The sequence below is a fragment of the Paracoccus sp. AK26 genome (assembly GCF_011801365.1).
Taxonomy (GTDB): Bacteria; Pseudomonadota; Alphaproteobacteria; order Rhodobacterales; family Rhodobacteraceae; genus Paracoccus; species Paracoccus aerius.
In genome coordinates this window covers 1,963,442-1,978,419 of the sequence record NZ_CP041041.1, presented here as the reverse complement: position 1 = coordinate 1,978,419, position 14,978 = coordinate 1,963,442, and the positions used below count along the sequence as shown (strand labels likewise).

The following is a 14,978-nucleotide window of genomic DNA, read 5'->3' as shown; positions in this document are numbered from 1 at the left end:
ACAAGGGAAAAAGACAAAAGGCATCCGAGCATGAAGAAATCCCTTCGCGGTCAGGTCGATCCCTTCATCGTCATGGACGTGATGGAGGCCGCCAGCCGGGCCGAGGCCGCAGGCCGCCACATCATCCACATGGAGGTGGGCCAGCCCGGCACCCCCGCACCCGAAGGCGCGCGCCGCGCGCTGGCTGCCGCGCTGGAACAGCCGCTGGGCTATACCGTGGCGCTTGGCCTTCCCGCGCTGCGCCAGGGAATCGCGGATCTTTACCGCCGTTGGTATGGCGTGGATCTGGATCCGGCGCGCGTGGTGGTAACGCCCGGCAGCAGCGGGGCCTTTATCCTGGCCTTTTCGGCCCTGTTCGATGCGGGTGACAAGGTGGCGATGGGCTATCCAGGATATCCAAGCTATCGCCAGATCCTGCGGGCCATGTCGCTGGAACCTGTGGGCATCCCGACGCGGGCCGAGGACCGCTATCAGCCGCGCGCCCAGGATCTGCCGGATGCCTGCGCGGGGCTGATCCTTGCCTCGCCGGGCAACCCTTCGGGCACGGTGTTGCGGACCGACGAACTGCGCGCGCTGTCGGATGCGGCGCAAGCCAGGGGCATGGCACTGATCTCGGACGAAATCTATCATGGCCTGTCGTACGGCGACCGCTGCCATTCCGCGCTTGAGGTGACGGACAATGTCTTCGTCATCAACTCCTTCAGCAAGTATTTCTCAATGACCGGTTGGCGGGTCGGCTGGATGGTCGTGCCGCCGGACCACATTCGCACGGTCGAACGGCTGGCGCAGAACATGTTCATCTGCCCGCCCCATGCCAGCCAGGTCGCAGCCCTTGCCGCATTGGATTGCACGGGCGAAGCCGATGCCAACCTGGCCGTCTATGCGGAGAACCGCCGGCTGATGCTGGAAGGGCTGCCCAAGGCGGGCTTCCACCGCATCGCGCCGCCCGAAGGGGCCTTCTACATCTATGCCGAGGTGTCGGATCTGACCGACGACTCGCTGGCCTTCGCGGCCGAGATCCTCGACAAGGCAGGCGTTGCCGTGACGCCGGGGCTGGACTTCGATCCCGACCGGGGTGCGCGGACGCTGCGCTTTTCCTATGCCCGCGCCACGGCGGACATCGCCGAAGGCCTGCGCCGCCTGACGGAGTTCATGGCTGCGCGATGACATGGCTTGCGCTGATCCTGTCGCTGCTGATGTCGCTGCCCGCCTGGGCAGAGGATCCGGCGCGGCTGGATCTGGGCGGCTCGGCGCTGGTCACGACGGGGCGCGGCTGGGGCGGGCCACAGCCGCTGGAGCTTCGGCTTTCGCTGACGAAGCCCGTGCCCTATCGCACTTTCCTGGTGGACGGCCCGCCCCGGCTGATCGTCGATCTGAAGGGTGCCGATCTGGGGTTGGCGCACCCGCAGGACATGTTCGGCGCGGACAATGCACCTGCGATCCGCTGGGGGGCATACCGCCAGGGCTGGTCGCGCGTGGTCGTGGAATTGCCCGGCCCCTATCGCATCGACCGGGCGGGTCAGGCCGCGCGCGCGGCCTTGTCGCAGATCACCGTGGCCCTTGCCCCCGTCGCCGCCGAGGACTTCGCGCCACGTCCCTCGGCCACGGCTGCGCTGCGCGACCTGCCCGAACCGGCCGAAACGCCCGATGCCCCGGCGGACGAGGCCTTCACCGTCGTCCTTGACCCAGGCCATGGCGGCTTCGACCCCGGCGCCTTGGCCGAGGGCGAAAGCGAGGCGAACCTGGTCCTGGTCTTCTCGCTGGAACTGCGTGCCGCCTTGCAGGCGCGGGGCATCAATGTCGTGATGACGCGCGAGGATGACAGCTTCGTGGCCCTGGAACGCCGCATGACGATGGCGCGGCAGGCGGGGGGCGATCTGTTCATCTCGCTTCATGCCGATGCGCTGCCGGAAGGGCAGGCGGCGGGGGCGTCCGTCTATGTCTGGAACCCTTCGGCGGACGGGCGGGCGACGGAACAACTGACCCTGCGCCACGAACGGGACGACCTGATGGCGGGCATGGACTTTTCCGGCCATGACGATGCGCTTGCGGGCGTGCTGATGGACTTCGCCCGCACCGACACCCAGCCCCGGTCGGAAAGCTTCGCCCGCTGGATGACCTCGCGGATGTCGCTGCTGGGGATCGTGATGCATGAACGGCCGGTCCAGCGCGCGACCTATTCGGTTCTGAAATCGCCCGACATGCCGTCGGCGCTGCTGGAACTGGGCTTCATCTCGGACCACGACGACCGGGCGAACCTTTTGAACCCGCAATGGCGCGAACGGATGGTGCGGGCGGTGGCCGAGGCGATCGTGGGCTGGGCGCGCGACGAATCCGCACGGGCCACGATGCTGCGCCGCTAGGGCCCATCACCGGCGCGTGATCGCTTAGTGTTGTTTTGACCGGGGCAGGCCGTGCCGCTATAGACGGGACCAAGTCCACGGAAAGGCCCTTCCTTGCTGCGCAGCATCCTGTCCTTCTTCGGCGCCATCTTCTCGTGGTTCGTCACTGCGAGCTTCTTCATCGCGCTGACCGTGGGCGCGATCTTCTGGATCTATTCCCGTGACCTGCCCAGCCACGAGACGCTGGCCCAGTACACGCCAAAGACCATCAGCCGGATCTATTCGGGCGAGGGGATGCTGATCGACGAATTCGCCGAGGAACGCCGCCTGTATGTCCCGGTCGAGGAGATCCCCGACCTGGTCAAGCACGCCTTCATCAGCGCCGAGGACAAGAACTTCTACAACCATCCCGGCTATGACGTGCGCGGCATCATCAGTGCGGCCTATCAGGCGGTGGCCTCGCGCGGGTCGTCGGTGCGGGGTGCGTCCACGATCACGCAGCAGGTGATGAAGAACTTCCTTCTGTCCTCGGATCGCAGCGTGGAACGCAAGGTCAAGGAACTGATCCTGGCATCGCGGCTGGAACGCACGCTGTCCAAGGACCAGATCCTGGAACTGTACCTGAACGAAATCTTCCTGGGCCAGAACAGCTTTGGCGTGGCCGCCGCCGCCCAGACCTATTTCAACAAGTCCCTGTCGGAACTGGCCCCGCACGAGGCCGCGATGCTGGCCGCCATGCCGCAGGCGCCCGGCCGCTATCACCCGGTCACGGCCAAGGACCGCGTGACCGAACGACGCAACTATGTCCTGCGCGAGATGTGGCAGAACGGCTATATCGAAGAGGCGACCTATCAGGCCGAAGCCAGGCTGCCGCTGAAATCAGTGCAGAACGGCGACTACCCGGCGTTCCGCCAGCAATTGCCGCCCCGCGATTATTTCACCGATGAAATCCGCCGCCAGTTGTCCGCGCAGTTCGGCAACGAGGAATTCTTCGGCGGCGGCCTGACCATCCGCGCCACCGTCGCCCCCGACCTGCAGGCCGCCGCCGCCGATGCCCTGCGCCAGGCGCTGGAGGATTACGACCGCGGCACCGGCGTCTGGCGCGGCACGGGCGAAACGATTCCGGCCGAACAGTTGACGGACGAGGCCACCTGGCGCGGCGCCTTGTGGCAGGTTCAGGTGCCGCGCGACGTCCCCGGCTGGCATCCCGCCGTGGTGCTTGAGGTGGGGGCAAGCGATGCCCGCATCGGGATCGAGGGGATCGAGGAAGATCCCGACGGGCACTGGATCCCCGCCGAGGATGTGCAATGGGCGCGCAAGCGCGGCCCCGACAACAGGCTGGGCCCGCGCGCGCAGGTGGCGGGCGATCTGGTCGCGGTGGGCGATGTGGTTCTGGTCCGCGCCATGACGCGCGACAGCGACGGCAGCTTCATCCGCTGGACCCTGCGCCAGGTGCCCGAGATCCAGGGCGGCTTCATGGCCATGGACGTGAACACCGGCCGCGTGATGGCGATGCAGGGCGGGTTTTCCTACCAGTCCTCGGTCTTCAACCGGGCGACGCAGGCGCAGCGCCAGCCGGGGTCCAGCTTCAAGCCCTTCGTCTATGCCGCCGCGCTGGACAACAACTATACCCCCGCCACCATCGTGGTGGACGAACCAATCACGCTGAACACCCCCTTCGGCCTGTGGGAGCCCAAGAACTCGACCGGGCAGACCTATGGTCCGACGCCCCTGCGCACCGGCATCGAGATGTCGCGGAACCTGATGACGATCCGCATCGCCCAGGACATCGGGATGGAGCGGGTGGCCGAATATGCCGAAAGCTTCGGCGTCTATGACGAGTTGAAGCCGTTCCTGGCCAACGCCCTGGGCGCGCAGGAAACGACGCTGTTCAAGATGGTGGCCGCCTATGCGATGTTCGCCAACGGCGGCGAACGGGTCGAACCCACGCTGGTGGACCGCGTGCAGGACCGGCGCGGGCGCACGATCTATCGCCATGACCAGCGGGTCTGCGAGACCTGCGGCCAGCAGGCGCTGCCGGTGGGGCAAGGGCCGGTGATCGACACCAACCGCGAACGGGTCATGGATGCGGTGACGGCCTATCAACTGACCTCGATGCTGGAAGGGGCGGTGGAACGCGGGTCGGGAAGCGGGGTCGATCTGCCGGTGCCGATCGCTGGCAAGACGGGCACCACGAACGATGCCAAGGACGTGTGGTTCATCGGTTATTCCAGCAACATCGTCGCGGGCTGCTATCTGGGCTATGACCAGCCGCGCACGCTGGGCAGCAACGCCTATGGCGGGACGCTGTGCGTGCCGGTCTTCAACGCCTTCATGCGCAAGGCGGTGGCCGAGTTCGGCGGCACAGACTTCGCGGTTCCACCCGGCGGCTACTGGGTCAAGATCGACCGCACCACCGGGCAGCGGCTGCCCGACAGCGCCACCGGCCCCAATGTCGTGGCCGAGTATTTCCGCAACGGCACCGACCCCGATTGGGGATCGCCGCTGATCGTGTCGGGCTTTGGCGACGACAATGTGGTCCTGCCCTGGCAGGCGGGGGCGGGATCCGCAACGGGCACCGCCATCACCACCTCGACCGGGGAACGCAAGGTGATCCCCAGCCGGACCGATTTCGGCACCATGTCGTCGGGCGGGCTGTACTGACCGGCGGTCAATCCTTTGGGTCAGCGCCAGGCTTTTCTTGATGATGCGCGGGGGTGCGGACGATCCGCACCATCCACAGGATCAGCACCGCCAATGCCGTCCCCATCACGGCCAGCAGCCCATCCCCCGTGCCCGAGGCCAAGCCAACGGCGCCCGCCAGCCACATCGACGCGCCGGTCGTCACGTTGCGCACGGTTCCGCCGCTGAAGATGATCGACCCTGCCGCCAGGAAGGCCACGCCGGCAGTCACGGCCTCGATCAGGCGCAGGGGGTCGATGCGCAGGGCCTCGCCCTCGTCCGCGGGGAAATGGGTCAGTTCCATCGCGACCACCGTGAACATCGCTGCCGCAAGCGAGATCAGCATATGCGTGCGCAGCCCGGCCGCGCGGGCGCTGACCTCTCGTTCCCAGCCGATCAGTCCGCCCAGCACCACCGCCAGGGCAAGACGCATCGCCACCACGGGCAAGGGCATGGATTGCAGCGGCTGGAACAGATCATTGATCAGGGGCATGGCGGTCCGTGACGGTTTTGTGACGATGCGGGTCAACGTGAGACGGGGCCACAGGGTTGCAGGCCCGGCCCTTGCCCGGCAGCCCCGCGCGCGTTATCACCCCTGACCTGACGCCCGTCCGCCCGAACCCCAAGGATCCCGCCATGCGCGCCGAAACGCAGTCCACAATCGAGGCCATCCGCAAGTCGCTGACCCTGCTGGGGCAACGGATGGATTGGCAGACCGCGCCGCACCGGCTGGAGGAGATGAACGCCATGATCGAGGCGGGCGACCTGTGGTCCGATCCCGCCCGCGCGCAGAAGCTGATGCGCGAACGCCAGGCCCTGCTGGACGCGCTTGAAACCTATCGCCGCATCGACGGGGATCTGGCGGCCAATGCCGAGATGGTCGAACTGGCCGAGGAGGAAGGCGACGCAGACCTGGTGGCCGAGGCCGAGGCGAACCTGAAGTCGCTGGCCGAACTGGCCGCGCAAAAGGAACTGGAAGCCCTGCTGAACGGCGAGGCGGACGGCAACGACACCTTCCTGGAAATCAACGCCGGCGCGGGCGGCACGGAAAGCTGCGACTGGGCCTCCATGCTGGCGCGCATGTATGTCCGCTGGGCCGAGAAGAAGGGCTACGAGGTCGAGCTTCTGTCCGAAACCTCGGGCGACGAGGCCGGCATCCGCAGCGCCGCCTACAAGGTCAGCGGCCACAATGCCTATGGTTGGCTGAAGTCGGAATCGGGCGTGCATCGCCTTGTCCGCATCAGCCCCTATGACAGCGCGGCGCGGCGGCACACGTCCTTCAGTTCCGTCTGGGTTTATCCTGTCGTGGACGACAACATCGAGATCGACATCCCCGACCGCGACATCCGCATCGACACCTACCGGTCGTCGGGCGCGGGCGGTCAGCACGTCAACACCACCGACTCGGCCGTGCGGATCACCCACCTGCCGACCGGGATCGTGGTCACCAGCTCGGAAAAGTCGCAGCACCAGAACCGGGCCAATGCCATGGCCGCCCTGAAGGCGCGTCTGTACCAGATGGAACTGGACAAGCGGAACGCCGAGATCAACGCCCAGCACGCCGCCAAGGGCGATGCCGGCTGGGGCAACCAGATCCGCAGCTATGTCCTGCACCCCTACCAGATGGTCAAGGATCTGCGCACGGGCGAGGAGACCAGCGACACGCAGGGCGTGCTGGACGGCGACCTGGACGCCTTCATGGCCGCCACCCTGGCCCTGGATGTCGCCGGGAAAAGCCGGGCCGAGGCCAACGCCGAGGACTGAGGCCGGGGATAGACCGGACCGCCAATCGCGTTATGCTGCACCTGCGAAGAAAGGGGCAGCGATGGACGAAAAGCGGATCAACCTGGCCTTGCAGGGCGGCGGCGCGCATGGCGCCTTTTCCTGGGGCGTCCTCGACCGGCTTCTGGACGAGGATTGGCTGACGATTTCCGCCATCAGCGGCACCTCGGCCGGTGCCCTGAACGCTGCGGCCCTGAAAGGCGGGCTGGCGCGGCATCCGGGCCGGGCGGGGCGCCGGGCGGCGAGGGAAAACCTCGATTTCCTGTGGGCGCAGGTCGGGCAGCGCAGCGACAACCGTCTGGTGCGGTGGATGCATTCGGTCTTTCCGGCCCCGCAAGGCATGGACCGGCTGACTGAACTGTTCTCTCCGGCGGCCTGGCTGGACAGCCTGACGCGGGTCTTCAGCCCCTATGACTATGGTCCCTTCTACGTGAACCCGCTGGGGGCGGTGCTGCGCGAGTTGCCCCATCCCGATTTCAGCAACGACCGGGGACCGCGCCTGTTCGTCGCGGCGACCAATGTGCGCACGGGCCGGATCCGGGTGTTCACCCGTGCCGCCGCTACGGTTGACGCCGTCATGGCCTCGGCCTGCCTGCCGACCCTGTTCCGCGCGGTCGAGATCTGCGACCCTGATACCGGCGCGCTCGAAGCCTTTTGGGATGGCGGCTTCACCGGCAACCCGGCGATGTTCCCGCTGTATGACCAGAGCTTGCCGCGCGACATCGTCATCGTGAACATCAACCCCCTGCTGCGCGACGGAATCCCCCGCACGCCTGCCCAGATCGCCGACCGCGTGAACGAGGTCAGCTTCAATGCCTCGCTGATGGCCGACCTGAGGGCCATCAACTTCGTCAAGCGCCTGTTCGCCGAAGACCGCCTGCAGAACCGCACCATGAAGAACCCGCTGGTCCACATGATCCTGGACGACGTGCTGATGAACGACTTGACCGCCCGGTCCAAGCTGATGCCCGCCCCCGGCCTGCTGGCCCGGATGAAGGAGGCAGGGCAGGTCGCGGCGGACAGCTTCCTTGCGAAACACGCCGACGCGCTGAACCGCCGTGACACGGTGGACCTACCGGCCTTGTTCGCAGGATCGGGCGTGATCGGCGCGTGATGGGGCACGCAGCTTGCCAACCCCTGCGTGCCCGGCTAGAAGGCAAGCCGGCGGGCGGTTAGCTCAGTTGGTAGAGCGCTTCGTTTACACCGAAGATGTCGGGGGTTCGAGTCCCTCACCGCCCACCATCCCCCCGATATTGCGGATGTGGCCCAAGCGGGCTTGCGCTTGTTCGCGAACGCCTGCGGCGAAACATGGAACATCGCCCCAGGACATCGTCCCGGGCATCCGCATTCTGATGAAATGTCTTGAAGTTCTTTGGTGGAGCCAAGGGGAGTCGAACCCCTGACCTCTTGAATGCCATTCAAGCGCTCTACCAACTGAGCTATGGCCCCACCGGAGGTCTGCAGCGTCTTTCGACGTTGCGTGGGGGGTCTATAGGGGTGCCCAAAGCGGGGCGCAAGCGGAAAATTCATTCCGAAGGGAAGATTGCGTGCGGAATAGAGGATCAGCGAATTATGCTTCTGTTCCTGCTGGATATTCGGTGCGCGACAAGGGACCGAGCTTCGGGACAAGAGCGGGAAGGCGGAGGACCGAGCCACCGATCCCGATGCTTGCTCGAAACACTCGCAATGGACCTTTGAGGTCTGCGAGGCGATATTCTGCTTCGTTGCTGGACGGTATCCAGGCAATGCCGACGATCTTCTGCAAACCGACAGAGTATCTCGGGGCAAGTAGCTTATTCGCTTGGAATATTGGCTCCGGCGGTAGGGAGCGGAGCAATTCAAGAAAAAGCATTTAAAAACAAAGGCCAGCCCTCTGCGAAATGGCCCTCGGACCCAGATTGGGCTCATCGCAGCAATCAGTCAAGGGCGCAAGGCGCCCCATTAAAGAGATCTAACAGATCGAAGATCACTTAGGGGGTGGGGGCTGGTGCTCGCGGCTCCCAACCGAGAGAGTCGCGAGCACCAGCCCCACCCCTACGACCTTCTCGTCAGCTTTCGCCACGGAAAATGATGTTCTTCAGCAGGTATCTGTAACCCCGTGTCCAGCTTTCATCCGTGTTTCCGCGGATATCGACCGCACCATGACGCAAGTTCGTCTTCGTCCCGACATCGCGCAAGTAGAAGCTCATCGAGAGGATAAGCTCAGAGGTCTTCTGCAACTCCCCGGTTGCCGAATAGTCGGCTCCCAGTTCTTGAGCCAGCTTCATGTCGCAGCCGTTGCAAGATGCAATGTTCTTGATGCTCTTCAGCTGCTCGGACACTGGCGAGATTTCGACCAGGGTGAAGCCTGGCTTTGAAAGATCCTCGGCGACCTGCTCCTCAACCATGGCGATACGGGCCCGTTCATCGGATTCGTCCGCGTCGCCGACATTGTTCATGAGGTGGATACCGAAAAAGGCAACTTTGCCGCGAGGAACCGGATCATCGGCAAAAGCCGGTGAGACTGTCATCGACATAGCAATAGCGAGAACTGTGCGCTGCAGCATGGCAAATGCGCACACGAAACCCGCAACCGAGAACACAACGGGCATCGCAACCTGAACTGCTGGAAGGTGTATTTCCATCTGAGCGGCAGCGATGGGACCGACCGCCTCATCGGCGAACTCGTCGCCGAACATGGGATTGGACGCGCGGCAGACATTTTGCATAAGCAACTGAAGGACCAAACGACGAGCGACGGGGCGCACTTCACGAAGGTTGCCGTTCGCGATGCGGTCCGCGCGCTCGCGGCCGGAGCCTCATAGCAAACAAGGTCGGATCGCATGGCGTGAAGCCTTGGAGATTGCCAGAACAGCGGGATTTCGTCCGGTGCTCTCGACATCCCACAACACACGGTTGAAGATGCCGCACAATATGGCGGCACCAAGCTGCCCAAGTCGGGACGAGAGCGGTGGAACTTTACAATTCTTTTATCTCCCGGACCTTTCTGCGGTCCGTGCTGGATCACGAATATCAAGCATTCAAGGACTCGCCCGAGGAGACTACCTTGGTCGAGCGCCTGAACCGGTGGGCTGCGCGCGCCGATCTTGGCGAGACAAGTGCCGAAGCTGCGTTCTTCGAAGAGTTCTTCCGGCAGACCTGGGGCTACATCCAAGCCGGACAAGCGGGCGGTGAGTCGGCGTTCTCGCTTTTGCCGCGCTTCTCCCTTGCCGGGGGTGCGGCGCGGGGTGGAGTGGGGATTGCCGATGCAGCCCTCGGCTACTTCCCAGCGATCCGGAAAGTGCACATTCCGCAGGTGCTTTGCGAGTTCAAAGGCATCCGAGACAAGGGCCTCGACACACCGCAGAAGCGTAAGGGCGACAACCGGTCGCCCGTCCAGCAGGGCCTTGGCTATCTTGCCGCTGCGCGTCGGGGGATGGTCGGAACCGAGCCTATCGTTCCTGCTTGGGCGATCATCACCGACATGAACGAATTTCGGCTCTACTGGGCCGACCGAGGCGAGCGCCAGTCTATCCGCTTCGTGATCCGACCGCGCGATCTTTTTCAGAGCGGGGGTCTTCTTGGTGGGGGCGAGGAGAAGCGTTTCGAGCGCTTCCTGTTCCGCGCGCTGTTCCATCGGGACATGCTCACGGTCCAAGCCGATACTGGCCGGCCGCGCCTCCTCTCGCTGATCCAGCGGCAGCGCTTCCAGCAGCGTGAACTCGAAAACACCTACTACGCCGAATACCGCGCCTTCCGCGAACGGCTATATCGCACGCTTCTGCAACTCAATGGAGAGGACACGGACCGTTTCCCTGGCACGCGCGGGCGGCTTGTTCGTCTGGCCCAGAAAATTCTCGACCGCTGCCTTTTCATCTTCTTCTGCGACGACATGGGTGCGGTCCTGGGCTTTCCGCCGCAGCTCTTGCGGGATTTCCTGACTCAAAAAAGCAGCGACCCATACTTCGACCGGAACGGAGATGAGGTCTGGACGCAGCTTCGCCGCCTTTTCGCGGCGATGAATGATGGGACGGCATTCGGGGGCCATAATATCAACCGCTTCAACGGCGGGCTCTTCGCCCCTGATCCGGCACTCGACCGGCTCCACCTGCCGAACTTCATCTTCTGCGAGCAGGGTCAGGACCAGAACGACGCCAGTTTGCACCAGCACAAGGAAACGCTCCTCTATCTCTGCGCGGCCTACAACTATGCAGCTGGGCGGCCGAGCGCGGCTCCAGAAGGCGCAGGCGGTGCGCGTGAGGCACGAGGTCTCGGGCTCTACACGCTTGGCCGCATCTTCGAGCAGTCCATCACTGAACTTGAAATACTTGAAGCCGACGCGGATGAGCGCCCCTCGCTCAACCGAGAATCCCGACGCAAGCGGGATGGGGTCTATTATACCCCTGAATGGGTTGTCGAACGGATCGTCGCGGAAACGATTGGGGAACGGCTGGCCGAGCTGAAGATCGAATGCGGTTGGCCTGCCCCCGGAACAGCCGACCTGCCGGGCGAGGCCGCCGTCGAAGCCTACGAAGCCGCATTGCGTGCGCTCAAGATCGTAGATCCCGCTTGCGGCTCGGGGGCGTTTCTCATTACCTCGCTTCGCTATCTTCTGGACGAATGGAAGGCACTGGGCGACCTGCGCCGGACGCTCTTCAACGACCCGATGGTGCGCGAAGAGAATGCAATGATCGCTGATATCCTGCGGCGGAACATCTACGGCGTCGATATCAACGCGGCCTCAGTCGAAATTGCGAAGCTTGCCCTTTGGTTGCATACCGCCAGCGCCAACCAGCCTCTCTCATCTCTCGACGAGCATGTTGTTGAAGGTAATAGCTTAATCGGGCCAGCGTTCTATGAAGGGCTTGCCCCCTACAATAACGATGAACTGGAACGCATCAACGCGTTCGACTGGCAGGCGGCATTCCCGGAAGTGTTTGAGCGTGGCGGCTTCGATGCCGTAGTCGGGAACCCGCCCTATGTGAAGTTGCAGAACTTCCGCCGAGTTCATGCCGATATGGCCGATTTTCTGGCCCGGCGGGTCGGTGCCGGCGGGCAATACCACAGCACGCAGACTGGCAACTTCGACCTCTACCTTCCCTTCATCGAGAAGGGGATCAACCTACTGAACGATCGGGGTCGGTTAGGCTACATCGCCCCAAGCGTCTGGATTATGAACGAGTATGGCGAGGCGTTGCGCGAGCACATTGCGGCGGGGCAGAACCTCTACGGCTGGATCGACTTTGGGTCGTTCCAGATCTTCGACGAGGCAACGACCTACACGGCGCTCCAGTTCTTCTCGAAGAGCCCGAGCAACGCGGTGCGCGTCGCCACGGCCCCGGACGGCTACATCCCCGAAGAGCCTTGGGCCGGGCCGAGCGCGGCGCTGCCCTATGCGCGGCTTCCTTATGCCGACCGCTGGCTCCTGCTTACCGGACCAGAGCGCGACCTGATCGACCGTCTGGCAAGGACCTGTATCCCGCTCGGTGACCGCCGAATGACTCGCGCCGTTTTCGTTGGAATACAGACGAGCGCCGATCCTATCTATCACCTTACTCGGCGCGGACCTGGGCGCTATGAGTGCGCGCCGCGCGGCAACAATGCGCAATCTTTTGAGGTGCGGATTGAGGACGCCATCATGAAGCCGCTCGTCTCTGGCGAAGAGGCGAAGCGGTATCTTGATCCCCTGACCGATACCTACCTGCTGTTCCCCTACGACTTGAGTCGGAATGGCTCGGCGCTGATCCCGGCCGATGTCATGGCCCGAGACTTCCCTCAAGCCTGGGCCTACCTGCGTCGCTGGGAAACCGAGCTCCGCGCTCGCGAAAACAACAAGATGGATAATGACGCGAACTGGTGGGCCTACAATTACCCGAAGAACCTGAACAAGCAGGAGACACCGAAGCTGATGGTCGCCCAGCTCGTGCCGTCGTTGCGCGTGAGCGCGGACCCGGATGGTGCTTTCTACATCAACAATGTCCGCGTGAATGGAATTGCCGCTGCCCAAGGCGTCAGCCTCTGGTATCTGCTCGGTGTGCTGAACGGGCCTGTGGCCGATTTCGTTTTCCGCCGGATCGCCAAACCTAAGGACAACCGCTTCTTCGAAGCCAATCGGCAGTTCATCGCACCGCTGCCTATCCCAGACGCCGCACCGGAGGCGCAAGCCGACATCGCGACAGGGGCTGAGGAACTTCAACGCCTACATTCTGCACGCAGGGACACGCTCGTTGATCTCGGGCGGCGCTTCCAGAGCGTGAATGCGCGCGCGCGGCCAGACGACTGGCTTTTTTCCGATCTGCCGAGCCTCGCCGATCTGCGGGCTCGTGCGCCCGCGCATCTGGACGGGGCGGCGAAGCGTGCTTGGGCAAGAGCGCAGCGCCAGGCCGAGCTGACAGCGCGCCATGACCAGCTTGACCGGGAGCTACGGCCAGGCGTCATCATGGACGCCACCTTCTCGCGGGGCGAGCTGCGTTTTCTAATCGACGGCATGCCCGTCATCGAGCAGGTTTTTGCAGGGGATGAGGAAGGTGCCTTCGTCCTAACGCAATGGAAGGTTATCGCCTCTACCTTCTCGGTGCCAAACACTTCGCCCGGTAAGCGTCTCGCCGACCGCTTGCGCCGCGTGGCTCCTAATGCGCCGGAGCCCTTGCGAGGACAGGTGATGGGGCTTCAGGTCGAGCTCGCCGATGTAGAGGCGCGGATCAGGGATGCCGAGGCTGAAATGAACCGGCGCCTCTACTCGCTATACGATCTCTCCCCCGCTGAAATCACCATGGTCGAACAGGGGTAGGGCTTGACCTACAGGCGAACGGTCCGGCAGCCGGAAGCCGAACCTCAGAGTTCTCGGTCGTATCGTTCGTCGCTGTGGAGGTGGTTGTCTCGCCCTGCGATCTTCGGCGCAGTTGGCAAGGCGGGGCGACGACCGCCGAGACTCGCAAGCCGCGCCCGGAGAGTGTCGCGCAATATCACCAACTCCATGAAAATGCGCCGGACAGGACGACGCCGATGAGGAATCCTGCTATCGCCCAATCCCACCTCCTTGGTGGGCATTGCGGGGCGTGGTGTAGGATGTCCTCTACGAGCCGTTTCTCCAGGCTCTGTGTCGCTTCTAAGGAGCCAAGGCGTCTGACGATCTCGTCCAAGCGCTTCGTCATCCCGTCGAGCTGGCGCAGGAAGGCGGGTTGCGTCGCAAGCATCTGGGCGACGCCGCCCACCGTCCGCTCCGAATGGCGGGCAGCTGCGGTCGCTTTGGCACGGGTGTCTTCCATCAGGGCTTCCCAGTCGGGGGTTTGTGTCATCGTCGATCTTCTCCTTTAGATGGTTGATTTCGCGAATGATGGCGTTGGCGCGGGCGCGAGTCTGGCCGCCGTCGATAGGACGCCACGACTGCTCGCTCGTCGACGCCTTTCCCCGTGCCGCCATCTGGCGAGAGGCCGGCCCCTCGTGGATTTGAGGGATGCGGTCGATAGCTTGATCCGCAAAGGAAAGATGCGAGATGAGGCTTTCTTGGCCAAAACCCCACTCCGTCATCAGCCGATTGTGGCAGTCGGCCCATAATTTTGCGCGTTCCTGAACGGCGTTCTTCCGCGCCATTCCCAGAACGCTTCGCGGACGGCCCCGACTACCAGATTTCTCGTGCTTATCGAACGCGACAAGATGAAAATGCGGGTTCTTCTTATCATTTCCTTTCTTGTCGTGGATCGCCAGAACATAGCCAGCCTTTCCTTCTGTCAGGGCTTCTGCAAAAGCATAGGCAAGAGCAAATCTCTGCTCCTCATCTGCTTCGACGGGCAGGGCCACGATGAAGCGTTCGCATACCCGGCCCTGCCGCACCTGCGCGGCGTCTTCAGCGGCTTTCGCTTGGGCCATATCGGAGAGATGTTCCAGCCTTATCCGAATTACATCGCGGGCGGCGGAAGGTCTGCTGATATATCGCAGATGCGCGGCGGTCTGCCCAATCTTTGCGACCCGGTTGGCCGATGCGCACTTCGGCGAGAACGTGCGGACAGAATGTCGGAATGAGAATAGAGCCACGATTGCCGTTTCTGGATGGAGGACAAAATCACTATTTTGTCCGTTGTGCGCCTTAAAAACAGATAGGTTTGAAAATTGAAATTAGAAAATAAACAGTCACTTTTTCGCGCGGTTCATTTTGCTTCCCAGTATTCGCGAAAATACCTACTTTCCGGATAC

Annotated in this window: 9 protein-coding genes, 2 tRNA genes and 1 pseudogene; 7 read left to right on the top strand and 5 right to left on the bottom strand. The window is 63.5% G+C overall.

The features are described 5' to 3' along the window. Window positions 1-30: 30 nt before the first annotated feature. The 3 genes from FIU66_RS09765 to FIU66_RS09755 all read left to right on the top strand — a co-directional run bounded on the left by FIU66_RS09765 (window position 31) and on the right by FIU66_RS09755 (window position 5,006). Entirely contained in the window at window positions 31-1,167 is a 1,137-nt protein-coding gene (locus tag FIU66_RS09765; RefSeq protein WP_167622520.1) for a pyridoxal phosphate-dependent aminotransferase, read from the top strand. Next, a complete protein-coding gene (locus FIU66_RS09760; RefSeq protein WP_167622519.1) occupies window positions 1,164-2,363 on the top strand; it encodes an N-acetylmuramoyl-L-alanine amidase in 1,200 nt (399 codons plus the stop codon). Before FIU66_RS09765 ends, FIU66_RS09760 begins: the two co-directional genes overlap by 4 nt. A gap of 93 nt (window positions 2,364-2,456) precedes the next feature. Next, complete coding sequence (locus FIU66_RS09755; protein WP_167622518.1) at window positions 2,457-5,006, top strand: penicillin-binding protein 1A; 2,550 nt, start codon at window positions 2,457-2,459, stop codon at window positions 5,004-5,006. A gap of 7 nt (window positions 5,007-5,013) precedes the next feature. On the opposite strand, the gene FIU66_RS09750 is transcribed toward FIU66_RS09755, so the two are convergent. Continuing rightward, a complete protein-coding gene (locus tag FIU66_RS09750) occupies window positions 5,014-5,517 on the bottom strand; it encodes an MgtC/SapB family protein (protein WP_167622517.1) in 504 nt (167 codons plus the stop codon). A 143-nt stretch (window positions 5,518-5,660) separates the two neighbouring features. Between FIU66_RS09750 and prfB the strand changes: the two genes are divergently transcribed. The 3 genes from prfB (at window position 5,661) to FIU66_RS09735 (ending at window position 8,048) form a co-directional block, all read left to right on the top strand. Continuing rightward, the gene (gene prfB / locus FIU66_RS09745; RefSeq protein ID WP_167622516.1) at window positions 5,661-6,788 is read left to right on the top strand and encodes a peptide chain release factor 2; all 1,128 of its coding nucleotides are present in this window, start codon (window positions 5,661-5,663) and stop codon (window positions 6,786-6,788) included. A 61-nt stretch (window positions 6,789-6,849) separates the two neighbouring features. Next, window positions 6,850-7,920, top strand: coding sequence for a patatin-like phospholipase family protein (locus FIU66_RS09740; RefSeq protein WP_167622515.1), 1,071 nt, complete (start codon window positions 6,850-6,852; stop codon window positions 7,918-7,920). Between the two features lie 52 nt (window positions 7,921-7,972). Further along, a tRNA-Val gene (locus tag FIU66_RS09735) sits at window positions 7,973-8,048 on the top strand. A 131-nt stretch (window positions 8,049-8,179) separates the two neighbouring features. On the opposite strand, the gene FIU66_RS09730 is transcribed toward FIU66_RS09735, so the two are convergent. Continuing rightward, window positions 8,180-8,255: transfer RNA gene (locus tag FIU66_RS09730), tRNA-Ala, on the bottom strand. A 599-nt stretch (window positions 8,256-8,854) separates the two neighbouring features. Continuing rightward, the gene (locus FIU66_RS09725) at window positions 8,855-9,484 is read right to left on the bottom strand and encodes a DUF3280 domain-containing protein (protein ID WP_167622514.1); all 630 of its coding nucleotides are present in this window, start codon (window positions 9,482-9,484) and stop codon (window positions 8,855-8,857) included. A gap of 272 nt (window positions 9,485-9,756) precedes the next feature. Between FIU66_RS09725 and FIU66_RS09720 the strand changes: the two genes are divergently transcribed. Continuing rightward, window positions 9,757-13,575: a DNA methyltransferase gene (locus FIU66_RS09720; protein WP_167622513.1), complete on the top strand. Its 3,819-nt coding sequence runs from the start codon at window positions 9,757-9,759 to the stop codon at window positions 13,573-13,575. A gap of 175 nt (window positions 13,576-13,750) precedes the next feature. On the opposite strand, the gene FIU66_RS18145 is transcribed toward FIU66_RS09720, so the two are convergent. Together FIU66_RS18145 and FIU66_RS18325 are read right to left on the bottom strand one after the other, a co-directional pair. Then, window positions 13,751-14,083 carry a hypothetical protein gene (locus FIU66_RS18145; protein WP_240544655.1) on the bottom strand — a complete coding sequence of 111 codons (333 nt, stop codon included), beginning with the start codon at window positions 14,081-14,083 and terminating at the stop codon, window positions 13,751-13,753. A 172-nt stretch (window positions 14,084-14,255) separates the two neighbouring features. Continuing rightward, window positions 14,256-14,654: pseudogene (locus tag FIU66_RS18325) on the bottom strand (MobA/MobL family protein); the annotation flags it as partial. Window positions 14,655-14,978 lie beyond the last annotated feature (324 nt).

Coding starts and splice junctions, on each gene's coding strand:
- FIU66_RS09765 (WP_167622520.1), top strand. CDS start 31: ATGAAGAAATCCCTTCGCGGTCAGGTCGATCCCTTCATCGTCATGGAC.
- FIU66_RS09760 (WP_167622519.1), top strand. CDS start 1,164: ATGACATGGCTTGCGCTGATCCTGTCGCTGCTGATGTCGCTGCCCGCC.
- FIU66_RS09750 (WP_167622517.1), bottom strand. CDS start 5,517: ATGCCCCTGATCAATGATCTGTTCCAGCCGCTGCAATCCATGCCCTTG.
- prfB (WP_167622516.1), top strand. CDS start 5,661: ATGCGCGCCGAAACGCAGTCCACAATCGAGGCCATCCGCAAGTCGCTG.
- FIU66_RS09740 (WP_167622515.1), top strand. CDS start 6,850: ATGGACGAAAAGCGGATCAACCTGGCCTTGCAGGGCGGCGGCGCGCAT.
- FIU66_RS09725 (WP_167622514.1), bottom strand. CDS start 9,484: ATGTTCGGCGACGAGTTCGCCGATGAGGCGGTCGGTCCCATCGCTGCC.
- FIU66_RS18145 (WP_240544655.1), bottom strand. CDS start 14,083: ATGACACAAACCCCCGACTGGGAAGCCCTGATGGAAGACACCCGTGCC.